This is a genomic window from Marvinbryantia sp., from assembly GCF_047017445.1.
Classification (GTDB): Bacteria; Bacillota; Clostridia; order Lachnospirales; family Lachnospiraceae; genus Marvinbryantia.
The window spans coordinates 22,600-45,831 of the sequence record NZ_JBKXTT010000003.1; the positions used below are offsets into that span (position 1 = coordinate 22,600).

17 protein-coding genes are annotated in these 23,232 nt (G+C 48.1%); 15 read left to right on the top strand and 2 right to left on the bottom strand.

Annotated features, from left to right (window positions below; genetic code table 11):
* Window positions 1-11: 11 nt before the first annotated feature.
* The 7 genes from ACLU9Q_RS03930 (at window position 12) to ACLU9Q_RS03960 (ending at window position 9,309) form a co-directional block, all read left to right on the top strand.
* Window positions 12-1,298: a cation:proton antiporter gene (locus tag ACLU9Q_RS03930; protein ID WP_298512662.1), complete on the top strand. Its 1,287-nt coding sequence runs from the start codon at window positions 12-14 to the stop codon at window positions 1,296-1,298.
* Window positions 1,299-1,317: 19 nt separating this feature from the next.
* A complete protein-coding gene (locus ACLU9Q_RS03935) occupies window positions 1,318-1,545 on the top strand; it encodes a hypothetical protein (protein WP_298512666.1) in 228 nt (75 codons plus the stop codon).
* 9 nt (window positions 1,546-1,554) lie between these two features.
* Window positions 1,555-2,484, top strand: a complete 930-nt coding sequence (locus ACLU9Q_RS03940) for an AAA family ATPase (protein WP_298512668.1) — start codon at window positions 1,555-1,557, stop codon at window positions 2,482-2,484.
* Window positions 2,485-2,574: 90 nt separating this feature from the next.
* Entirely contained in the window at window positions 2,575-4,347 is a 1,773-nt protein-coding gene (locus ACLU9Q_RS03945) for a cobaltochelatase CobT-related protein (protein ID WP_330666951.1), read from the top strand.
* A gap of 256 nt (window positions 4,348-4,603) precedes the next feature.
* Complete coding sequence (locus tag ACLU9Q_RS03950; protein WP_298512671.1) at window positions 4,604-6,139, top strand: C40 family peptidase; 1,536 nt, start codon at window positions 4,604-4,606, stop codon at window positions 6,137-6,139.
* 147 nt (window positions 6,140-6,286) lie between these two features.
* Window positions 6,287-7,216: a DMT family transporter gene (locus ACLU9Q_RS03955; RefSeq protein ID WP_298512674.1), complete on the top strand. Its 930-nt coding sequence runs from the start codon at window positions 6,287-6,289 to the stop codon at window positions 7,214-7,216.
* Between the two features lie 2 nt (window positions 7,217-7,218).
* Window positions 7,219-9,309 carry a glycoside hydrolase family 36 protein gene (locus tag ACLU9Q_RS03960; protein WP_412624677.1) on the top strand — a complete coding sequence of 697 codons (2,091 nt, stop codon included), beginning with the start codon at window positions 7,219-7,221 and terminating at the stop codon, window positions 9,307-9,309.
* 12 nt (window positions 9,310-9,321) lie between these two features.
* On the opposite strand, the gene ACLU9Q_RS03965 is transcribed toward ACLU9Q_RS03960, so the two are convergent.
* A complete protein-coding gene (locus ACLU9Q_RS03965) occupies window positions 9,322-11,097 on the bottom strand; it encodes a sensor histidine kinase (RefSeq protein WP_412624678.1) in 1,776 nt (591 codons plus the stop codon).
* Window positions 11,094-12,620 carry a response regulator gene (locus tag ACLU9Q_RS03970; protein ID WP_298512683.1) on the bottom strand — a complete coding sequence of 509 codons (1,527 nt, stop codon included), beginning with the start codon at window positions 12,618-12,620 and terminating at the stop codon, window positions 11,094-11,096. The genes ACLU9Q_RS03965 and ACLU9Q_RS03970 overlap by 4 nt, the downstream gene beginning before the upstream one ends.
* Before the next feature lie 215 nt (window positions 12,621-12,835).
* Here ACLU9Q_RS03970 and ACLU9Q_RS03975 point away from each other — a divergent pair, with 215 nt between their 5' ends.
* From ACLU9Q_RS03975 to ACLU9Q_RS04010, 8 genes are all read left to right on the top strand, one after another.
* Window positions 12,836-14,338: a sugar ABC transporter ATP-binding protein gene (locus ACLU9Q_RS03975; RefSeq protein WP_298512685.1), complete on the top strand. Its 1,503-nt coding sequence runs from the start codon at window positions 12,836-12,838 to the stop codon at window positions 14,336-14,338.
* 20 nt (window positions 14,339-14,358) lie between these two features.
* Window positions 14,359-15,306, top strand: coding sequence for an ABC transporter permease (locus tag ACLU9Q_RS03980; RefSeq protein ID WP_298512688.1), 948 nt, complete (start codon window positions 14,359-14,361; stop codon window positions 15,304-15,306).
* 63 nt (window positions 15,307-15,369) lie between these two features.
* Window positions 15,370-16,509: a sugar ABC transporter substrate-binding protein gene (locus ACLU9Q_RS03985; RefSeq protein ID WP_298512691.1), complete on the top strand. Its 1,140-nt coding sequence runs from the start codon at window positions 15,370-15,372 to the stop codon at window positions 16,507-16,509.
* Between the two features lie 20 nt (window positions 16,510-16,529).
* Window positions 16,530-17,477, top strand: coding sequence for an ABC transporter permease (locus ACLU9Q_RS03990; RefSeq protein ID WP_298512695.1), 948 nt, complete (start codon window positions 16,530-16,532; stop codon window positions 17,475-17,477).
* Window positions 17,477-19,414, top strand: coding sequence for a beta-galactosidase (locus ACLU9Q_RS03995; protein WP_298512698.1), 1,938 nt, complete (start codon window positions 17,477-17,479; stop codon window positions 19,412-19,414). The genes ACLU9Q_RS03990 and ACLU9Q_RS03995 overlap by 1 nt, the downstream gene beginning before the upstream one ends.
* A gap of 108 nt (window positions 19,415-19,522) precedes the next feature.
* Window positions 19,523-21,634: a glutamine synthetase III gene (locus ACLU9Q_RS04000; protein ID WP_298512701.1), complete on the top strand. Its 2,112-nt coding sequence runs from the start codon at window positions 19,523-19,525 to the stop codon at window positions 21,632-21,634.
* A gap of 130 nt (window positions 21,635-21,764) precedes the next feature.
* A complete protein-coding gene (locus ACLU9Q_RS04005; RefSeq protein WP_298512704.1) occupies window positions 21,765-22,691 on the top strand; it encodes a helix-turn-helix domain-containing protein in 927 nt (308 codons plus the stop codon).
* Complete coding sequence (locus ACLU9Q_RS04010; RefSeq protein ID WP_298512714.1) at window positions 22,631-23,098, top strand: ATP-binding protein; 468 nt, start codon at window positions 22,631-22,633, stop codon at window positions 23,096-23,098. Before ACLU9Q_RS04005 ends, ACLU9Q_RS04010 begins: the two co-directional genes overlap by 61 nt.
* Window positions 23,099-23,232 lie beyond the last annotated feature (134 nt).

Consider the following 23,232-nt stretch of genomic DNA (forward strand, 5'->3'; position numbering starts at 1 on the left):
GGAGAGAGAGTATGGAACAATTATTTGCTTTGTCGGTTTGCCTGTTTGCAGGGCTGTTTATGTCACGTATTATTAAGCGTCTGAAGCTTCCGGCTGTTACCGCCTATCTGATCGGCGGTATCCTGATCGGACCGTATTGCCTTGGGCGTCTTGGAATCCGGGGGCTTGGCTTTGTATCGCATGAAAATGTGGTCGAGTACAAGCTTATATCAGAGGTGGCGCTCGGATTTATTGCGTTCTCCATAGGAAACGAATTCCGGCTTTCGCAGCTGAAAAAGACCGGAAGACAGGCAACGGTGGTTGCTTTTTTTGAGGCTCTGGCAGCAACTTTTCTGGTGACGATCGTGATGATCGCGCTGCATATGATACTCGGCGATAAATTTCCGCTTCCGTCGGCGCTCCTTCTTGGTGCGATTGCCACGGCGACTGCACCGGCGGCAACACTGATGGTTGTGCGCCAGTATAAGGCGAAGGGAAGTCTTACGGATATTCTTCTGCCGATCGTTGCGCTGGATGATGCGATCGCGCTTGCTGTCTTTGCGATTTTCAGCGGTATTGCGGGAGCGATCAATCTCGGACATCTCGATATAGCGTCCGTTTTGCTTGCTCCGCTTCTGGAGATCGTGCTGTCGCTGCTGCTCGGAGCGGCGCTTGGAGCAGCGCTTACCTTCTGCGAGAAGTTTTTCTTCTCAAACAGCAAACGTCTCTCCATCTGTCTGACCTTTGTATTGTTTGCTTCCGGGCTGGCAATGACGGAGATTCAGATCGGCGGACTGACGGTCGGCTTTTCCAGCCTGCTTGTCTGCATGATGCTTGGTACGGTATTCTGTAATACCTGTAAATTCTCGGAAGAAATGATGAGCAAGACGGACCAGTGGACAGCGCCTATCTTTATCCTGTTTTTCGTGCTCAGCGGCGCGGAGCTGGAATTCAGTGTGTTCGCGGATATTGCGATCGTGGGCGCAGGCGTTGTATATATACTGACGCGGTCTCTCGGAAAATATATTGGTGCGTCCGTCGGCTCCAGGCTGATGAAGTGCGACGATAAGATCGTAAAATACCTCGGCATTACGCTGCTTCCGCAGGCGGGCGTGGCGCTTGGCATGTCTCTGGCAGCTACCGAGAGCATGGGAGAGCAGGGACTGCTCGTGCGGAACATTACACTGTTTGCGGTTCTCATCTATGAGCTGGTAGGACCGATGCTCACCAAGATCGCGCTTACAAAGGCCGGAGAGATTTCCGCAAAGCCGGAGGTTGTAAAACGGGTAAATACGGGAAGAGAGCGGCATGAGCGCTAAGGAAGGATAACATATTAATATGAAAGAATATGAAGTAGTATGGGAGATTTTTAATCTCTGCTCCAACAATCAGATGCGCGACGTCTTTATCGAAGAGTTGGAGATCGCGGACACGGAGCAGTATGTGAAAAACAAGTTTGCGGGCAAAGAGGTTACTTATGAAAAAAGTGTCCTGGAAAACGGCACCGTCATCTATGACATTATGACCTCCGGCATCCATCAGCGGATGTCCTTTACGGAGATATAGGAGAAAGCGATGAGTGATATTTTTGATTTATACCGCGGGCAGGGTGTCAGCGAAGGACTTTTGAAGGATATTGCAGCGTTTCGGGGACGCTATGCGGTAGATGCGGCGGTGACGGACAGGGTGATGCGACCGGAGATCCGTTTTTATGGAAAAGAAATTTTTGAAATGGCGGCTACGGCGCTGCTGCAGGGTGAGAACATCCTGCTGTCCGGCACCAAAGCGACAGGAAAAAACGTGCTGGCGGAAAACCTCGCCTGGGTTTTCGGACGTCCGGCCTACAACATTTCCTTTAATATAAATACGGACAGCACCACGCTGATTGGTACCGATACCTTCCGCAACAATGAGGTCTGCCTGCGGCGCGGGCCGGTGTACGATTGTGCGGTGTACGGCGGCTTCGGGATTTTTGATGAGATCAATATGGCCAAAAACGACGCCGTCTCCGTATTGCATGCGGCGCTCGATTACCGGCGTATGATCGACGTGCCGGGCTATGAGAAGATCGAGCTGCACGATGCGGCGCGCTTTATCGGCACGATGAATTACGGCTACGCCGGGACGAAGGAGCTGAATGAGGCGCTGGTTTCCAGGTTTATGGTAATCGACATGCCGCCGGTGACAGAGGAGACGCTGCTGGATATCCTGACGGATATTTTCCCGGATGCAAAGAGAGAAGGGCTTTTACAGCTTGGCGGTTTCTTTATGGATCTGCAGCTGAAAGCGTCACACAATGAAATTTCCACAAAGCCGCTGGATCTGCGCGGTCTGATCGGTGCGATCCGAACCATACGCGCCGGGCTTTCGCCGATGGCGGCGCTGCGTATGGGGATCGTAAACAAGAGCTTTGATGTATTTGAACGAGAGATGATAGAAGACATTCTGGAGACGCGCATCCCGGAGGGCTGGGAAAGCAGCGGGATTTTCGAAAATGCACGCTAAACCGCAGGATCGGAAAGGCGGCGAAACGCATACTGGACCGGAGCAACAGGGAAGCGATGAGGCTTTTGAAGGCATACGGGAAACAGGACAGTGAGAAATAACATGGACTATGATATTGAGGAATATCGGGTGGAAATCGAGAACCGCATCAGAAACATGATGTGGACAGTGAGCGGTGATTATTCGCTGAAGGTGAAGCCCGATGTGGAGGCATTTGCAAAAAATAAATATATTGCGTTGTACGATGCGATCAAGCAGGGCGCTTTCGCGCTTTATTTTGACGCGGACGCACTCGGCATGTATCTGCTGAAGAAACGGTATTACGGCGCCGAGGAGACTCCGCTGATGAGTATTGCGCAGTTATGCGCGGATGCGGCGTCTTATCCGGCGATTTCGGCGGAGCGCCCGGGCGTGCGTCAGGTGCGCAAAAAGGCGTTTGAAGCGATGCTGGAGCATGAGTTTCACCGTATGAACCAATCTTTTGCAGGCAGAGTAAAGATTTCCTATATCCGTGATTTTTTGAATGGCAGAGGACGCGATGAAAAGCGTGTGCAGGATGTGAAGGACGCGCTTTATGAGCTGGAGCATGTTTCCGACACCATGGAGATTATCCGGAAGATCGACTGGATCTACAATCATTTTATTGATAAGAGCTTTGAGCGAAAGCACGGGGATCTTGCGCACGTGCTTGCGGCGGAGCTGGAGGAGATCGTGCAGGACGGCTGGCAGGATTTCCTGGATGAAGACACTTATGAAGCTGTGATGGAGCAGTTTCTGGAGAATGTAAACCGGCAGGTCACTTCTCTGGAGGAACTGCAGGAAGAGTCGGAAAAGACGGCTGGAAACGGCAGAAAAATTGTCGTGCTGGATGAGAAAGCGATCGCGCGAATGCATAGTTATATGGAATTGAACTTCGGACGTTCCTATTTAAATGAAGCGCAGCAGGAGCGTCTGAATCGGAGACTCTGTACAGGTGCGCATACGGACTGCAGCCTTTACTATACGGACGGCATACTGGAAAATCCGGTGCTCGTCAATGCACAGTATGTAAATGCGAAGAAGCAGGCAGACCGCAACCGGCTGTTCCTGCACAACAGCGCGAGCGTGGTAAGGCATAATATCGATGTGATGACAGCGAGCCTGAAACGCGCGCTGATGCTGCAAGCCGAGACGGATATCATTCCCTCGGAGTTCGGGCATGTGGTGCCAAGCCGCCTCTGGCGGATCGGGCGAACGGAGGGCGGCAGGCTGTTTGACCGGGAGATCAGACAGAACAATTCGGAGTATGTGGTGGATGTGCTGATTGACGCCAGCGGTTCGCAGCGTGACCGGCAGAGCCAGGTGGCGCTCCAGGCGTATATTATTAGCCGCGCGCTCAGCAACGTCAATATTCCGCACCGCGTGATGGGCTTCTGCACCTTCTGGGATTACACGGTCATGCAGCGCTATCGGGAATACGACGCGCCCGCAAAGGCGGATGAAAGGATTTTTTCCTATACTACTTCTGCAAATAACCGCGACGGACTTGCGATCCGTGCGGCGGCGGATTCGCTGCTGCAGCGGGAGGAAGAAAATAAGATTTTGATTATATTAAGCGACGGCAGACCGAACGATGTGATCGTGAACCGTCCGAACAGCCGCAACCCGCGGATCTATTGCGGAGATTACGCGGTGCAGGATACGGCGCTGGAGGTGCGCAGGCTGCGGAATGCCGGGATATATGTGCTCGGCGTGTTCGCCGGAAAGGAAAAAGATCTTGCCGCAGAGAAGAGAATTTTCGGAAAAGATTTTGCGTACATCCGCGATATCCGTAATTTTTCGGCGGTTGTCAGCCGGTATCTGCAGAAACTGCTGGACGAGTAGGGCGTTAGGAGAACAATGCCTGGAAAAGGGATGGGTAATATAGGCTGGGAAATATTACAAAATTGTATTCCGTGTTTAAAATGAAAGTAATCCGGGAAAATCCTTTGTTTATAAGGGAAAATTCCCGGATTTTAATTTTCTTAAAAAATTTTTAATCGGGTGTTGACATGATTTGTAATATATGTTAAGATGTGAACGTAATAAATTTAACAATTTCGTAATAAGTTGGGAGATATATTTGGAGGTTGAGCGAGTAATGAATAAGGGTATGAAAAAACATGTGATGAAAGCGGCGGCTTGTTTTCTGGCAGGAAGCATGACGGTCGGGGCGTTTGGTACAGGCGCTATGGCAGCCGGTGAATCACTGGTCGGCATTGGAGCTGTTTCCCTGGACAGCGTGGAAGAGACAGAGGAAGTACAGGAGACAGAGGCCGGGGTCGATACGATAGAAGAAACGGAGGCGGCTGCGGAGGAGGCTTCTGTGGAAGAAACAGAAGCGGCAGAGAATGTGATAAATACGATTGCAGTTGCACAGCTTGGGGAGGATTCTTATATAAATATCCGCACAGAGCCGAGTACAGAATCCGACATCGTCGGAAAGCTGTACGACAGCAATGCGGCAACGATCCTTGCAGATGAGGGCGAGTGGTATCTTATTCAGTCCGGAAACTGCCAGGGTTATGTAGCAAAATACCTGCTCACGACCGGAGAGGCGGCTGCACAGGTAGTTGCAGAGGTCGGCACGCCGGTTGCGCAGGTAAACACAGAGGCGCTTATGGTACGTGCGGACGCTTCCGAGGATGCGGAAGTCGTTGATATGGTTACCGCAGATCAGATCGTATATCTGGAAGAGGATCTTGGCGGATGGGCAAAGATTTCCACTGCAAACGGCACCGGTTATGTAAGCGCAGACTATGTAAGCTACGCTACTTACCTGCCGCAGGCAGAGTCCGTTGAGGAAGAGGCGGCAAGGATCGAAGCAGAGAATGCCGCATGGGAAGCATATGTGGCGGAGCAGGAAGCGGCTTATGCGGCATATGTGGCACAGCAGGAAGCCGAGTATCAGGCATACCTTGAACAGCAGCAGGCTGAGTGGGAAGCACAGAATCAGGCCTGGATCGAGTATCTGGAGAGTCAGGGACAGTACGCAGACGATGCACAGGCAGCGGCGGATCAGGCTGCAGCAGATCAGGCATATTACGATCAGGTAGCAGCAGATGCCCAGGCAGCAGCAGACGAAGCGGCATGGTCCGGCGATGAAGAAGCAGCGGTAGCAGCGCAGGCGGCAGCAGATCAGGCGGCAGCAGACGCAGCAGCAGCGGCAGACACCGCTTACCAGGCGCAGGCAGCAGCAGATGCAGCAGTGCAGGATGTACTTGACAATGCAGGCATCGACGCATCACAGGTTACCACAGACGGTACCTCTTCTCTGAGACAGCAGGTTGTTGACTACGCACTGCAGTTCGTTGGAAATCCGTACGTATGGGGCGGCACAAGCCTTACGAGCGGCGCTGACTGCTCCGGCTTTACACAGTCAGTTCTGGCGGATAACGGCGTCAGTGTCAGCCGTACAGCAGGACAGCAGTCACAGGGCGGTACTTCCGTAGACCTTGACAGTATCCAGCCGGGCGATCTGTTATTCTACGAAGGAAGCGGCGATTACGGTATTGGACATGTGTCCATGTACATTGGCAACGGTCAGGTCGTGCACGCAAGCAACTCTACCGACGGTATCATCGTATCGGATGTAGATTACCGCACACCGGTATCTGCAAAGAGCTATCTGGATTAATAAATAGGAAATATGGGGCTGTCGCGAAAGCGGCAGCTCTTTTATGCTTTCCGGTATTATATCCAACAAAATGGCAGGATTCTGCGCTGATTTTTCTGCCAAAGCATGTTAAACTGAATCATATAATGCATGATCAGGAGGATAAACATGGGAACAGGGCTGGCTGGAGCTATTTTCTGGGCTCTCGATACAGTGATACTTTCTATTGCCATGATGCAGACTGTTTTTGAAGGAAGTCCGTCAGCAGTTTTTTTGGCGCCTTTTGTAAGTACGTTTTTGCATGATTTCTGCTCCTGTATATGGATGCTTTTCTATATAGGGAAGAAAAAGGAGTATGGAAATGTGCGAAATGCGCTGCATACCCCAAATGGAAAAATACTGCTTATTGGTTCTCTTCTGGGCGGACCCGTCGGAATGACTGGGTATGTCTTTGCTATTAAATATCTGGGGGCATCCTATACGGCAATGCTGTCTGCTTTATACCCTGCCCTGGGGACATTTTTTGCATATGTTTTCCTGAAAGAAAAGATGAACGGAAGGCAGATGGGCGGTTTATTTTTATCTGTCGCCGGAATGATGATTCTTGGAGCATTGTCGCAGGGAGAAGAACCCCGGAATGTCATGCTGGGTTTCCTGTGTGCGATGTTATGTGTTCTGGGGTGGTCCCTGGAGGCCGTCATATGTGCATACGCAATGAAGAATACAGAGATTACCAATGAGCATGCGCTGATGATACGTCAGGGAAGTTCGGCGCTGTTTCACGGGATTGTAATTATGAATGCAGTGAGCGGATGGGGGATGGTCAGGAAGGCTGCTGCAACATCTGCTATCTGGATTATTGCAGCGGCAGCTCTGTTTGGAACGATGTCGTATCTGTTTTATTACAAGGTAATTCATAGAATTGGACCGCCGAAAGCAATGGCGCTGAATGTAACATATGTGTTTTGGGCGATGCTATTTGAAATTGTGCTGCTCCAAAAAATACCGGCATTTTTATCGGTAGTATGCGGGCTGATGATTTTGGCAGGAGCAATTATTGCTGCATTGGAGACAGACAGCGGAAAGGGGGACGGCTGAAGATGGGGCATCTGGATATTGTAAGGAATAACATGCATTTATGTTTCCTGCTGGAGGAGGGCGAAGAGGCGAAGCTGCTGGCAGTGGAACCGGCAACCGGTGGAGCATCCGACTACACTGCAGCTCCCTTAGCATCCAGAATTGTGGAGGTGCAGATACCGGAGCGGAAAAATAAGTCCTTCCGGGGTGCAAAAAATTTCTATGATACGCCGCAGGCGGAATTAAAATACACAGGACATGAATGGGCGGATAACAATACCCTGGTGATCACGCAGGAGGAATCCTGCATTCGGGTAAGGACGATCTATACGTTTCAGGAGAAGCTTCCGGTGTTTTCCTGCGAGAGTGAAGTGGAAAATATTTCCGAATCTCCGGTCTGCCTGGAGGCAGTGACATCGTTTTGCTATGGAAATGTGGATGTTTACCAGAAAGGAAAAAAGAATCCTGCGGATGACCTGCAGATATGCTATGCCAACAATACCTGGTCGGCGGAATGCCGCTGGGTAAAGAAAAGCCTGCGGGAGTGCGGGGTGATTCCGTATGGCAATCTGTGCTACGACCGTTTCCGGATTGCGAATCACAGTGGTTTTTCCAGCGGAGAATATCTGCCGATGGGAATTATCCACAATCAGAGAAATCGGGAAAATTTGTTCTGGCAGATAGAGCACAACGGCGCCTGGTCGTGGGAAGTGGGATGTGTGATTCACGATTACGCAGACTCTTTTTTGGAAAAAGACTATCTGCAGCAGATTTATCTCCAGGTATCGGGGCCGGATATGGAATCTGCACACTGGCATAAGCTACTGCAGCCGGGAGGCAGGTTCCGGACTGTGCCGGTGGCAGCGGGTGTCTGCAGAGGAAATCCGGAAGACTGTTTTTCGTGGCTGACCCTCTATCGGAGAACAAAAAAAGAAATAAGAGAGCTTCCTGTGATTTTTAATGATTATATGAACTGCCTGATGGGAAATTCCACGGAAGAGACATTGCTGCCGCTGATAGATGCGGCAAAAGAAGCGGGCTGTGAGGTTTTTGTCGTTGACTGCGGCTGGTATGATTCCGGAAACTGGCAGTTTACCTTCGGCGATTTTGCGGAATGCCGGAAGCGTTATCCCAATGGTCTTGCAAAGGTAATGGATGCGATTCGGGAGCGCGGCATGAAAGCAGGACTCTGGCTGGAGCTGGAAGCATACGGCATCGACAGTCCGGGGGCAGAAAAACTGCCGAAGGAATGGCTGTTTTGCCGGAACGGAAAACCGGTGGCAGATTCCGGACGATATCATTTAGATTTCCGCAATCCGCAGGTGCGGACGCATGCGTCCGGTGTTTTAAAAAGAGTCGTTGGAGATTACGGTCTGGAATATATTAAAATAGATTACAACCTCTGCCTGTGCTATGGAACGGACCTTGCCTGCGACAGTCCAGGAGAGGGGCTTCTTCAGCACAATCGCGCATATCTTGCGTGGCTGAAGGAGGAGATCCGGAAATATCCGCATGTTACATGGGAAAACTGCGCAAGCGGCGGGCTGAGGATGGATTACGCCATGCTCTCGTCTATGGACATTCAGTCTGTAAGCGATCAGGAGGATTACCGGATCATGGGCTTTATCGCTTCAAATGCGGCAACCGCGGTTCTTCCGGAACAGGCGGGTATCTGGAGTTATCCGCGAAGAGAGGGCGATGAGCGGGAAACGGTTTTTAATATGGTTTCTTCTCTTCTTATGCGCATCCATCTGGGCGGCCATTTAAACGAGCTGTCCCCGTCCCGCAGGGCACTTGTTAAAGAGGCGATCCAATATTATAAAGAAATTCGTCGGGAAATACCGCAGTCAGTGCCGGTCTGGCCGCTGGGAACTCATCATTTTGACAGCGGATGGCTTGTCTGGGGACTTGCATGCCGGAAAAAGGTCTATCTTGCGGTTGAGAGAAGAGCTTCCGATGAAAACAGGATAGAAATACCGCTTGACAGAAGCTTTGCAAAAGCGGTTATCGGATATCCGAAAATAAGTGCCGCAAAGCTTACGGCACTTGATAACCGGACATTACAGATAGAAATGTCCGGGCAGTATACGGCATGTATTATAGAGATTGCGTAAAAATAAACCTGTTTAAGCAGTTTGGTCAGGCATCCGGGCGTCCTCGTACAATTTGATGGTGACAATGGTACCGTGCGGCGTCCGGGGAGAAATCCGGAAATCCTGACTGTCGCCCAGCAGATAGGCGAGACGCCATTTGATATTTGCCAGACCGATGTGCTTTCCGCGGTTGTATTCATTACTTGCATCAAAGTGTCTGGCGTCTTCACAGATCTGCAGATAATTTTTCATGTCGATCCCTTTTCCGTTATCCTCAATTTCGATGCACAGGCCTTCGCCCTGTTTCAGGGTAAAAGAACGGATGCGGATAAAGGGAGCTTCTCCTTTCGTCCCTTCAAAACCATCCTCCAGAAAACCATGAACAATGGAATTTTCTACAATCGGCTGTATGATGTGCTTCGGAATATGCCGGCCGCGAAGTGCGGGGTCAATTTCCCAGTAAACATGGATTTTTTCTTCGTACCGGTATGCCTGGATCTTCAGATATTCAGAGGTAATGTTAATCTCCGTCTCAAGGGTGTCCATAACTGCTTCATCATTGATGCGCAGGCTGTCCTTCATAATGTGGATTAACGCGCTGTTGATAACCACAATATCCTTCGTGCGGTCTTTCCGTGCAAGATAGTTGATAGTATTCATAGTATTGTAAATAAAATGTGGGTTAATCTGAGAAATACGGAGACCGTACTGCAGCTTTTGCTCTTTTTTCTGTTCTTCCAGCAGCAGATCAATATTCTTTTTCAATTCAACAGACATTTTGTGAAATGCGCTGCTGAGCTCCTCAATTTCATCGTTGGTGTGAATGTCTACCGGAACCACTTTATCATAAGAAAAATTTTTCATGTGCTCGGACAGTACTTCGATTGGATAAACAATATTGTGAATCAGGGGCTTCAGAGCCGTTACAGAAATCACGGTAATCAGAACTACCGATACAACCAGTACGAGAAGCAGCGGAAGCAGCGGGGCAAGCAGTTCAGAATACGGGATAAAGGCGGCAAACTTCCAGTGGCTGGTATCACTGTAGCTGGACAGAAAAATACCGTCTGAATTATGGAACTTGTAGTTGTCAAAAAACAAATAGTTTTTTGTAGCTGCCATGCGGGAATACAGGTCTTCCTTCGGCTCGAAAGAATGTTCGAGAAAGGTTTGGTTATTGCTGTCAAGCCATATGTAGTGCGAAAAAGTCTTATTGGCATTCCCCAAAATTGTCTGCATCAGATCATCCGCCCGGATAACGAGGATCACAAGTCCGGATGACGGCGAATTATATTTTAAAGATGTACAGAAATAGAAAATATTTTCTTCGCGGTCAATAGAAGAAAAATACTGTGTGTAATTGCCGGATCTGCAGTTCTGGACCCAGTCTGTATCGAGAATGGCATGCATTTCTTCATCACTCATAAAAGGAGTATGAAAATCCCCCTGCTCACAGATAAGCATAATATTTTTGATGTTAGGTCCGGTACCGCACATTTCCATGAGCCGGTTTTCGATTTTTGCCGTATTCTGGTCGGTCATATCCGATGCAAGAAAATTTAATAACACTCTGTCGCTGGCTACCTGCTTGGAATAGATAATGATGCTGGTGGCGGCAAGGTCTACCTGCTGCGTAATCTGATCCGCAATGACACTTTTCTGCGAGATATTATTGTCAAGATAGCTCTTTGAAAAAAGAACGATCAGGGGGACGGCAGTAATAAAAAGCGCGGCAATAATAAGACGCATAATATTGTCGCGCAGCTTCCGTCCGATTTTCGTCTGGGATATCGTATCGCTGTGTTTCATTGCCTTTCCTTCTTTCTGTAATCAAGAGGCTTCAGTCCCATCTTTTTCATAAAAACCTGACTGAAATATTGTGACGAGCTATAGCCGACCATTTCTGCAATTTCATACATTTTTGCGTCCGTCGTGCGCAGCATCTGGCAGGCTTTCTGTATCCGGTAAGAGGTAAGGTATTCCCATATGGTCTCGGACATATCGTTTTTAAATATTCTTGAGAAATGAGTGACTGACATACCGATTTTGTCGGATATCTCCTGAATGGACAGGTCAACCTTGCTATAATTTTCTGAAATATATAAAAGCGCCTGTTTTGTCTCATAGCTCATCTGCGGATTGCGGTTCTGACAAAGCCGGGAAATCGTCGCCAAAAGAAAATTGCGGGTATCCCGGAAATCGGTCAGAGATAATTCATCCGGGTCGTAGGGAAGTGTATCAAAGTTTCTCTCAAAAAAAGAAAAACAACTGCTGATTAATTGGATAAATCCGTAGTAATTGTGGCTGCTCTGAATCTGATCAAGCTGTTCGGTCAGAAAGGCACGCAGGTCAGAGCAGGGATCTTCATACAATTCCTGCAGAGTATCTTCTTTTACTGTTATTTTCTGATTGGTAATAAACAGCTTATCACTATCCAGGGCAGTAATTGTACGGCTTCCCATAAAATAATGTGCGCGCAGTTTTTCCTGATGTTTAAAATAGCTTTTGTGCAGCGTCCGGATATCCATTGGGATATAACTGTAAAAACAGGAAAAGCTTAAAGCATAATTTTTCTCCAGGCTTGCTATAATTTTTCCGGAGCAATCCAGAAGCACGGTAATTAACTGATGAGTAGAAAGCGTGGTATTTGCATGCAGCAACATAATGATTTTATTGTTATAGGCGGAAACGGCGCATATATTTTCCATTTGGTCAAAAGAAAAAGTTTCTGCATGCAGGAGCGCCGTATCGATCATTTTAATGACGGCAGTCTGCTGATGCAGCATTCTGGCATCTGACCATGGAATGACAGCATCGGGAACCAGAACAAGATACAGAAGATTGCTGTCCGGGATACCGTCCAGCTGCGGGCAATGGGCCGCCCGGTCACTAAAATAATGCTGGAGGCTTTTCTGGCGGTAAGAATAGGAATCCCGGTTTAAGGCGCAGATTTTACTTCGGATCGCGGAAAGACGCTTGATCAGAATTTCCGGTGTGATTTCATCCTTTACAAGATAATCTTCTACGCTGAGACGCAAAGCGCGTTTCATATATGCCATTTCTTCGTAGGCAGTTAAAAGCAGAAAGCACGGCTGGGATACCGGAAGCTGCTTGATTTTTTCAATCAGGGTAATGCCATCCATATCCGGCATACTGATGTCCGTAATAATTAAATCGACCGGTGCTGCTTCAAATTTGCGGAGCGCATCTTTTCCACAGCGTGCCGTGGAGACTATCTCCAGACGGATGCTGTGCCAGTCGATTAATGTTTTTAAATCTTCAATGGCGAGATATTCATCATCTACCAGCATAACAGTAACAACCTTTTCCATAATACCCCTTTCCCAGGATCTTCCAAAAGAAACAGTTCCTGTTTTACTACCTTATTTGGGCAGTTTTTATCATACTATATTTTGACCAAAATGGCAACGAAACCGGCTGGATATGCTTGGAAATCTAACAAAATAGTCGGATAATCGCATTAATTTCAGAAAACATTTTGTTATAATAGCAATAGTTAAAAAGCAGGGAAGGGAGATGGTAAAAGGTGGGAAAAGAAGCACTTCTTACCGTGCATGGAATTGAAAAAAATTTTGGCACGGTCCGTGCCTTAAAAGGGGTCAGTGTTTCTTTTATGGCGGGAGAAATTCACGGTCTGATCGGTGAAAACGGCTCAGGAAAATCGACGCTGTCTTCGGTGATTAGCGGAATATATCCCAGCAATGCAGGTCAGATGTTTCTGGAAGGAAAGGAGTATCATCCGACCAGCATCCTCAGTGGGGAAAAACAGGGCGTCTGCATGATCGTTCAGGAAATGGGAACCATCGGCGGAATTACGGTTGCGGCAAATGTCTTTGCCGGTCAGGAGAATCTTTTTTCAAAATTTGGCATTGTAAATAAAAAAGAGATGACCCGGGCGGCGCAAGAGGCGCTGGATAAAATCGGAGCCTCTGACATAAGGGCGGACCGAAGCATTGATGAGGAGTCCTTTGAAAACCGTAAGATTATTGAAATTGCCAGAGCGCTGTATCATGATGTAAAGGTATTGATCGTAGACGAAACGACGACCGCGCTCTCACAAAAGGGGCGGGAAATCATCTACAGGGTAATGGATGAGCTTCGGAAAGAAAACAAAGCGGTTATTTTCATTTCGCATGATCTTGACGAGCTGACGGCTCACTGTGATTCGGTAACAGTTTTAAGGGATGGCGAATACATAAAGACGCTGTCGAAAGAAGAAATTGCACCGGATATTATGCGGCAGCTTATGGTGGGCCGGGAAATCCAGGACAACTACTACCGCAGCGATTATGACGATTACCGCGGGAAAGAGCCGGTGATATCGGTCAGGAATCTGACCATGGGGAAAACCATAAGGAATATCAGCTTTGAACTGAAAAAGGGAGAGATCCTTGGTATCGGCGGACTGACCGACAGCGGTATGCACGAACTGGGACGTCTTGTTTTCGGGATTGAAAAACCGGACAGCGGGGAGGTTATGTTTGCACAAACAGGAGAAAGGCTGAACTCACCGGGAAAGGCGATCCGGGAAAAAATTGGATATGTGTCGAAGAACAGGGATAAGGAATCGATACTGAATCAGTTAAATATACAGGATAATATCTGTCTGCCATCTTATGACAAACTGAAAAAAGGATTTTATATCGCGCCGGGTGCGGAAAAGGAGCTGGCGGAAAAGGAAAGTAATATCCTGAAGATTAAAATGAGTTCTCTGAAACAGATGTGCGGACAGCTTTCCGGCGGAAACAAGCAGAAGGTGGCATTGGCGAAATGGCTTGGTAATGATTCGGATATTCTGATTATGGACTGCCCGACCAGGGGGATTGACGTCGGCGTAAAGGCTGCAATCTATAAGCTGATGGACGATTATCGGAAAGAGGGCAAATCCATCCTTATGATTTCCGAGGAGCTTCCGGAGCTGATTGGTATGAGTGACCGGATTCTGATTCTGAAGGACGGCGGGCTGATAAAGGAATTTAAACGTGGCAGAGACATCAGCGAATCGGAAATTATTCAGCATATGATTTGATTTGGAAAGGATATTAGGTTATGAAAGAGAATACAAAGCGGGCGATTTCGCTAAAGGATGGCATACGGGAATTTATTCCTTTTCTGAGCCTGATACTGGTCATTGTTTTCTTCCAGTTTATTACAAAAGGAATGCTGCTGACTGTCCGGAATTTAAAGCTGATATTGAATCAGTCATTTGTACTAATGATTGGGAGTGTCTCCTGTACTTTTATTGTCGCACAGGGGGACGTTGACTTTTCGATGGGTTCCACAGTCGGAATCACTGCAGTTTGTGCGGCGTGGGTATCTCAGGCCGTTCCGGCTCTGGCGCTGCCGGCAGCAATGCTGATCGGACTGATCGTGGGTATCATAAACGGAATTTTATATGTAAAATGTAAAATTCCTTCCTTCGTGGTTACGTTGAGTATGCTGTTAATTTTACGGGGGCTTACCATTTTTATAGCCGGGGGCGGGTCTGTCAATGTACCGTTTTCGCTGTATGACCTGGATAACATCTATCTGAAATTAGCAGTTGTGATTCTCGTAATTCTTATTGCGACCTTTGCCTTTAATTACACAAAGCTTGGAAAGTGGAGCAAGGCAATTGGTTCCGGCGTGACTGCGGCAGCGTTTTCCGGTGTTCCGGTCGATAAGATGAGGGTATTCGGATTTGGACTTTCCGCAATGATGTGCGGGCTGTGCGGCTTTTTCAATATGATTCGTGCAGGCTCGGCTGCAACAAATACCGGAAACTTTTTCGAAACAGACGTACTGATCGCACTGGTGCTCGGAGGAATGCCCTTATCGGGCGGTGCAACCTCGAAGGTCCGCTGTGCGGTAATCGGAAGTTTGATACTTGCCATTCTGGTGAATGGTTTTGCATGCTGGAGCATTGATGAAAAACTGCAGCAGGGCATTAAGGGCGTCATTTTCCTGGTTGCTGTCTGGCTGACGTTTGATAAAAATAATACCCGGTTAATTAAGTGATGCTGCGAAGCACACAGCAATACGCGGCATCATTATTAAAAACAAAAAAAGGAGGAAAAGGGTATGAAGAAACAAGTAAGAAAAGCGGTAGCAATGTTGTTTATGTGCATGGCGGCGATTTGTGCAATGGCTGTGCAGGGAATCGCGGAGGATGCTTCTGAGAAGCTTCCGGAAAAGTTTAAAATTGGTGTAGTTATCTGGTCGACGGTGGATGACCTTGGCAGAACGAGCTCACAGATGCTGGATTATGCATCAGAAGTTCTCGGCGTAGAGATGGTTTACAACACGAACATCTCCTCTCCGGAGAGCCAGATTACGGCAACGGAGAACCTGATCGCTGCCGGCTGTGATGCGGTTGCTATTTGTAACTACAGTGATGATATTCTTCCGAAGATTGCGAAGCTTTGTCAGGAGAACGAAGTATACTTTACGCTGATCTGGAGAAGCATTGCAGATCCGGAGGTAAAGGAAATCGTGGAAAGCTGCCCGTTCTATCTTGGAAATACCTGTGAAGACGAAGAAAAAATCGGGTATCGCATGGGCGAATCTCTCTACAATAAGGGATGCGAAAATATTGCAGTTATTACGATGGAAAAAGGCGATGCTACGGCAGACGCAAGAGATGCCGGATTTGACCGTGCCTGTGAAGAATTTGGCATGAACCGTATCAGCGAAGTAAGAAATAATGCATTTACGGCAGAAGACGCTACAAAAGCAGTAGAAAACTTCCTTGCTGCATTTCCGGAAATGGATGGTATCTATGTGACCGGCGGAAGCGGAACAATCCTGGAAGGTGTTATTCAGGGGCTTGCACTGCACGGAAAAACCGGAGAAGTGAAAGTTGCATGCGTAGACTTTATTGCAGATCTTGATAAGTATATCGCAGAGGGAGCTATTGACGCAATTTCCGGCGGACATTTTGTAGACCCGTTGTTTTCTTATATACTGATGGTGAACAAACTGGCAGGGACACCGCTTTCTGAAACCTGTGAAACAATTAATCTGAATTTTGTAAATCTGGAATCTCCGGAGGATGCCGTAAATTATTATACTTATGTGGAAGGCGATGAATATCCGTACAATGCAGAAGAAATCCGCAGCATGGTGAAATATTTTAATCCGGATATGACAATTGAAAAGCTGAAGGAAATCGCTGACGCATATAGCGTGGACGATGTAGTAGCAAGACACACGGCAGAATAAACGAGTAAGGCGGAGATGATATGAAACTGGCGAGAAAATTACAGAATATGATAGTGCCGATTGCAATGCCCGTAGTGGTATTCCTCATATTCTTTATAGGACAGCCAAAACGGTTCGGGACACCGACAGGAATCATGATTATGCTGCAGCAGTCAGTGATTAATTCCATCATCGGCTTTGGACTGAGTATGAATCTGGTAATTGATACCTGGGACTTCTCGGCGGGCGCACAGCTTGTGCTCGCCGGTCTGATCGGGGCACATTTTGCACAGCAGTACGGACTGCTTGGATTAATTGTCGTTACGGTATTCATGGCGGTATTGCTGGGGACGATCACCGGTGCGGTATATTCTATCTTTAAGATTCCGTCGATTATTGTAACCATCGGCATGATGCTGATATATGAATCGGTCGGTTCCATGTATCAGGGTGGAAAGAGTATTACGATTCCTACAGATATCAGCTTTCTTGGAAAGTCACCCTGGATCTTTATTGTGGGAATCCTGACGTACTGTCTTGCGTATGTGATTTATCATCATACGAAATTTGGCTATAACGTCCGGGCAGTCGGAAACGGAGAAGAGATTGCAAGAAGCATCGGAATCAATCCAATTAAAGTGAGGTTCCTTTGCTTTGTGGTCGGTGGTATTTTTGTCGGAATTGCCGGTATGCTTCAGGTGAGCTACGGCGGAGCGATCGCGCCGAAGAGCGGAATGAATACGATGTCGATGGTATTCCCGCCTTTTATGGGGGTGTTCATCGGACAGTATCTGGAACGCTACTGTGATATTATGTTTGGCATTTTCCTTGGCGTATTTTCTATGACAATGATTAATTCCGGTCTGATTGCTATGGGGCTGCCGGGAACACTGCAGCAGGTGGTGACCGGATCGTTTATGCTGATATTTATGGCGATCAGCATCAATCGGGAAAAAGTAATGTTAAAGAACAGAAAGGCATCGGCGTAATGATTATTGGTGCGGCATACTACCCGGAACACTGGGATAAAGAGCGCTGGAAGCAGGATGCGCATCTGATGTGCGAGATGGGAATTAATACTATAAGGATCGGGGAGTTTGCCTGGTCCGTGATGGAAAAAGAAGAGGGAAAGTATGACTTTTCACTTTTTGATGAGGCAATTTCTCTGTTTGCCGGATTCGGAGTCCGTATAATTATGGGGACTCCGACTGCCGCGCCGCCTGCGTGGCTTTGCCGAAAGTACAAAAATGATTTCTTTATGAGGGACCGGGCGGGAAAAGAGCGCGGATTCGGAAGCCGCCGCCATTACTGCTATAATCATGACGGTTATCGTCAGGAATGCAAAAAGATCGTGACGGCGATGCTGGAACATTTCAAAGATAATGAAAATATTATCGCGTGGCAGGTGGATAACGAGCTGGGATGCGAGGATGAAGTGCGCTGCTACTGTGAAAACTGCAGGAAAAGCTTTATCAACTGGCTGCAGGAGAAGTATCAGGATCTGGAAAAACTGAACGAGGCATGGGGAACGGTGTTCTGGAGTCAGATATACACGGACTGGGCTCAGATTACCCTGCCGAAAGAAACGGTAGTAGATCCGTATACCGGAAACGGTCATAACCCGGGGCTTCTTCTTGATTTTGCCAGGTTTTCTTCTGATTCGCTGATTTCCTTTGTGAAGGAGCAGTGCGATCTCATCAGACAGCATTCAGATAAACCAATTGCGCACAATATGGTAAGTGAATACTGCGATAACTATAAGCTGGCTCCGCTGTTTGACGCCGCGGGATATGATGCATATCCGCGCTCGGAGTGGGACGACAACAGTCCCGGACGGATCGGTTTTCACTATGACCTGACCCGGGGATATATGGAAAAACCATTCTGGATTCTGGAGCAGCAGAGCGGTCCCTGCGGATGGAATGTACTTGGAAAGACGCCGGAAGAAGGAGAGCTTGCACTCTGGAGCCTGCAGGGCACGGTGCGGGGTGCAGATGCTCTGGTATATTTCCGGTGGCGTACATGTCTGTTCGGAGCGGAGCAGTTCTGGTATGGGATTCTGGATCACGATGGGGTTCCGCGAAAGCGATTTCGGGAATTGAAGCAGGCAGTGGCTTCCATACAAAAATATCAACATATTTATCGTCTGCCGAATGACAAAGAGGTGTTGCTGGCATACGATTACGACAATAAGTTTTCGCTGGAATTTCAGCCGCATTCGCGCAGCTTCTGTTATAAAGAAGAAGTTATTCGATATTATGAGGCGCTGATGAGGCTGCATGTTCCGGTGGATGTCGGACAGCTCTCTTCAGATTTGACGAAATACAAAGCGATGCTTTTGCCGTATATGACCATTGCCGGAGAACGTCAGAAAGAGATTTTGGAAACATATGTGGAAAATGGCGGCATTCTGATACTTACCCCATTCTGCGGACAACGGGACGCGTGCAACAGAATGGTTTCGGAAACTCTGCCCGGTGTCTTTCGTGATTTGGCGGGAATTACTGTGGAGGCATTCTATAATCTGGAGAAGCATTGCGAGCCTTCCACGAAATATGGAAATATTCATATCTGGAAGGAGGAAATCCGGACAGTAAGCGCGTCCTTCATTGATGCCTGCGGCGAGAGCAGAGGATTTGTTTCTGTGAATTCTTACGGAAAAGGGTGTGTCTATTATATTTCTGCTGTTTTCCGGGAGTATGACTGCCTGCTTACAGATATTTTCGCGAGAGAGCAGATAAAAATGCCGGATCTTCCGGCGGAGGTGGAGGCAGTCAGTAAAGCAGAGGGCAGATATTTGATTTTACTCAATCACAGCAGCGAAGAAAAGAGCGTCTGTGTTTCCGGATATCGGGAATTGCAAAGCGGATGCGAAAAAGTGAAGCTTTCAAAATACGGAAATATCATTTTGGAGAAGGCAGATTAAGCGTATTCTTCCTTGCATTTTCTCTACGAATGAGCTATTATTTGATATGAGTTTACGGGCAGAGCCGCATTCCTGTGCTTCTGCCCCTTTTTAGAGAGTGGAGGATATATGAGCGAATATGTGAGTGCTGCCGAGCTGTTCGGCGAAAATGTGTTTAACGACAAGGTGATGCAGGAGAAGCTGCCGAAGAAGGTTTATAAGGAGCTTCACAAGACGATCGACGACGGAAAAGAGCTGGACCCGATGATAGCAGAGGTGGTGGCGGGAGCCATGAAGGAGTGGGCGATTGAAAAGGGCGCCACGCATTATACGCACTGGTTCCAGCCGCTGACGGGATTTACGGCAGAGAAGCATGACGCATTTATCACGGCGCCGTCGAAGGATGGTTCCGTGCAGATGGAGTTTTCCGGGAAAGAGCTGATAAAGGGCGAGCCGGATGCGTCCTCCTTCCCCTCCGGCGGTCTGCGGGCTACCTTTGAGGCACGCGGTTATACCGCCTGGGACTGCACGTCCCCGGCATTCGTGCGCCAGGATGAGGGGGGAGCGATTCTCTGTATTCCGACGGCGTTCTGCTCCTACACGGGTGAGGCGCTCGACCAGAAGACGCCGCTGCTGCGTTCTATGGAGGCTATCCAGACACAGACGCTGCGGCTGCTCCGTCTGATGGGCAATACCACGTCAAAGAAGGTAAAGCCGTCGGTCGGCGTTGAGCAAGAATATTTTATAGTAGACCGCGAGAAATATTTAAAGCGCAAGGATTTGATTTTCACCGGACGCACGCTGTTCGGCGCGATGCCGCCGAAGGGGCAGGAGCTGGACGATCATTATTTTGGCGTTATCCGTCCGCGGATCGCATCGTTTATGCGGGATGTGAATGAGGAGCTCTGGAAGCTCGGCGTTTCCGCAAAGACGCAGCATAATGAAGTTGCCCCCGCGCAGCACGAGCTTGCGCCGATTTATGCGGAGTGCAACGTGGCGGCGGACCATAACCAGATTATCATGGAGACGTTAAAGCGCGTGGCGGAGGAGCACGGGCTGCAATGCCTGCTCCACGAAAAACCGTTCGCGGGCGTAAACGGTTCCGGCAAGCACAATAACTGGTCGCTGACGACGGACGACGGCATCAATCTGCTCGACCCTGGCAAGACGCCGCATGAGAATATCCAGTTTTTGCTGATTCTCACCTGCATTCTGCGCGCGGTGGACCGTCATGCGGACCTGCTGCGTGAATCTGCGGCGGATGTGGGAAACGACCATCGTCTCGGCGCGAACGAAGCGCCGCCGGCGATTATTTCCGTATTCCTCGGCGAGCAGCTTGAGGATGTGCTGGCGCAGCTTATCAGCACGGGCGAGGCAACGCACAGCATCAAGGGCGGCACCCTGCACACCGGCGTAAAGACGCTGCCGGATTTTGCGAAGGATGCCACGGACCGCAACCGCACGTCGCCGTTTGCGTTCACCGGCAATAAATTTGAGTTCCGTATGGTCGGTTCCAGAGATTCCGTTGCGGAGTGCAACGTGGTTATTAATACTATTGTCGCGGAGGCCTTTTCCGATGCCTGCGATGTGCTGGAGGCGGCGGATGATGTGCAGATGGCGGTTCACGACTTAATCAAGCAGTATGCGAGCGAGCATCAGCGGATTGTCTTTAACGGCAACGGCTATTCCCAGGAGTGGGTGGAGGAGGCCGAGCGGCGCGGACTGCCGAACATCAAGTCGATGGTGGAGGCAATCCCGGCGCTGGTGACCGACAAGGCGATTGCCCTGTTTGGAAAATTCGGGGTGTTCACGGAGGCGGAGCTGCGCTCCCGTGTGGAAATCCAGTATGAGGGCTATGCGAAGGCGCTGAATATCGAGGCGCGCGCCATGATCGACATTGCCAGCAAGCACATTATCCCGGCTGTGCTGCGCTTTAACCGCAATCTCTCTGATACGGTAAATACCATGAAAGAAGCGGGCGTTGAGGTTCATGTGCCGCTGGAAATGCTGCGTCAGTCGAGCCGTCTGCTTGCCGCAGCAAAGACCTCTCTGACAAAGCTGGAGGAAGTGACCGACAAGGCGGCAAAAATGCAGCCGGGGCAGGAACAGGCAAACTACTATTATGAGGTAGTCGCAAAGGCGATGGAAGAGCTGCGCGTTCCGGTGGATCAGCTTGAGATGATCGTGGATAAAGAAGAGTGGCCGATGCCGTCGTATGGGGATCTGCTGTTTGAGGTATAGGCTGATAGACCTGGAAAAATAATGTTATCCAGTCTGAGCTGGATCCAATTCGTAAGTGGCGAAAAGAACGGGAGCATTGCTTGCCAGATGTGCACGAAATATAATGTATTGTAAGCGAAGGGGGATGAATATGGCCGCTTACATTGAATCAGAGACTCTTGAATTAAAAGCAAAATTCACAGACGCTATATGTAAGGAAATTGTTGCATTTCTTAACACTGGTGGCGGTGACATTATTATTGGTGTTAGTGATGACGGAACTGTTGTTGGCGTAGACAAAATTGATGAAACGTCAAAGAAGATTTCAGATATTATCACAGACCAGATTGAGCCAAACCCTCAGTCTTCTGTCAGCTCCGAAATTCGCTATGCAGAGGGAAAGACGCTGCTGATTGTACATATTCGAAAAGGTGTCCGGCCGCTTTACTGTCAGAAAAAATATGGTTTTTCATCAGCCGGATGCGTAATGCGTATCGGAACAACTTGTAAAAATATGACGCAAGAACAAATCCGCACTCGATATGAAAAAAATTATATTGATTCAGATTTTATGCTTCTTACACCGGCTAAATACGGTTCAATTTCTTTTAAAACATTAAAGGTGTATTATACCGAAAAAGGATATCACCTGGATGATTTAACCTTTGAAATGAATCTTAATCTGCGAACTCCGGATGGAGGCTATAATCAGTTGGCAGAACTGCTTTCGGACAAAAATATGATTCCACTGATCACCGTCAAGTTTCAGGGAGAAGACAAAACGGCTGTTTCTGAACGCAATGATTACGGTAACCAATGTTTACTTTTCGGTTATGAGCAGTTAAAGAATCGGCTGGCTGCAGAAAATATCTGTGTGTCGGATACAACTGTACGTCCTCGTATAGATCGCTATTTGTTCGATTTTGACTGTGCAAACGAAGCGTTAATTAATGCGCTTGTCCATAATGACTGGAATCTCTCGCAGCCATTAGTTTCTTTTTTAGTGATAGAATTGAAATTTTTTCTCATGGCGGGTTACCGAAAGGGCAGACGAAAGAGATGTTTTTTAAAGGCATAAGCAGGCCACGGAATGATATGTTGATGCGTATTTTTCTGAACATGAACCTTACGGAGCATACCGGACATGGTGTTCCGGCAATTCTGTCAAGATACGGTGAGCGTGCGTTTGATATCGGAGAAACATATATTTTAGTGACGATTCCCTTTGATTCAGATGTACTTGAAACACTGAAACGTAACAAAAATGTCGGTTTAAGTGTCGGTACAAATGTCGGTTTAAACGTGACAGAAAAGAAGATGATTCATCTGCTTCTGGCAAATTCAAATGAAACCGCTGAAAGTATGGCAGTCAGTATAGGTGTTACAAAACGAACAATTGAACGTGAATTAAGAAAGCTTCAGGAAAAAGGAATCCTTATTAGAAGTGGTTCTAAAAAGACAGGCAGTTGGATTGTAATAAAATAGCTAACTTGTTTCACACGTGTATTGTAATTCTTTATCAATCTAAATAAAAATACACCTGGGTAAAAACGTTTAAGAAAAATTTTACCGTCAAAAACAAGAACTGCAGATCTGTTCTTGTTATCAGGGTACCCGCA

What these genes read in the sequence shown, in the direction of transcription:
- ACLU9Q_RS03950 (WP_298512671.1), top strand. Translation starts at nt 4,604, where the DNA reads ATGAATAAGGGTATGAAAAAACATGTGATGAAAGCGGCGGCTTGTTTT.
- ACLU9Q_RS03990 (WP_298512695.1), top strand. Translation starts at nt 16,530, where the DNA reads ATGAAACTGGCGAGAAAATTACAGAATATGATAGTGCCGATTGCAATG.
- ACLU9Q_RS03965 (WP_412624678.1), bottom strand. Translation starts at nt 11,097, where the DNA reads ATGAAACACAGCGATACGATATCCCAGACGAAAATCGGACGGAAGCTG.
- ACLU9Q_RS03940 (WP_298512668.1), top strand. Translation starts at nt 1,555, where the DNA reads ATGAGTGATATTTTTGATTTATACCGCGGGCAGGGTGTCAGCGAAGGA.
- ACLU9Q_RS04005 (WP_298512704.1), top strand. Translation starts at nt 21,765, where the DNA reads ATGGCCGCTTACATTGAATCAGAGACTCTTGAATTAAAAGCAAAATTC.
- ACLU9Q_RS03980 (WP_298512688.1), top strand. Translation starts at nt 14,359, where the DNA reads ATGAAAGAGAATACAAAGCGGGCGATTTCGCTAAAGGATGGCATACGG.
- ACLU9Q_RS03930 (WP_298512662.1), top strand. Translation starts at nt 12, where the DNA reads ATGGAACAATTATTTGCTTTGTCGGTTTGCCTGTTTGCAGGGCTGTTT.
- ACLU9Q_RS03970 (WP_298512683.1), bottom strand. Translation starts at nt 12,620, where the DNA reads ATGGAAAAGGTTGTTACTGTTATGCTGGTAGATGATGAATATCTCGCC.
- ACLU9Q_RS03985 (WP_298512691.1), top strand. Translation starts at nt 15,370, where the DNA reads ATGAAGAAACAAGTAAGAAAAGCGGTAGCAATGTTGTTTATGTGCATG.
- ACLU9Q_RS04000 (WP_298512701.1), top strand. Translation starts at nt 19,523, where the DNA reads ATGAGCGAATATGTGAGTGCTGCCGAGCTGTTCGGCGAAAATGTGTTT.
- ACLU9Q_RS03995 (WP_298512698.1), top strand. Translation starts at nt 17,477, where the DNA reads ATGATTATTGGTGCGGCATACTACCCGGAACACTGGGATAAAGAGCGC.
- ACLU9Q_RS03955 (WP_298512674.1), top strand. Translation starts at nt 6,287, where the DNA reads ATGGGAACAGGGCTGGCTGGAGCTATTTTCTGGGCTCTCGATACAGTG.
- ACLU9Q_RS03935 (WP_298512666.1), top strand. Translation starts at nt 1,318, where the DNA reads ATGAAAGAATATGAAGTAGTATGGGAGATTTTTAATCTCTGCTCCAAC.
- ACLU9Q_RS03960 (WP_412624677.1), top strand. Translation starts at nt 7,219, where the DNA reads ATGGGGCATCTGGATATTGTAAGGAATAACATGCATTTATGTTTCCTG.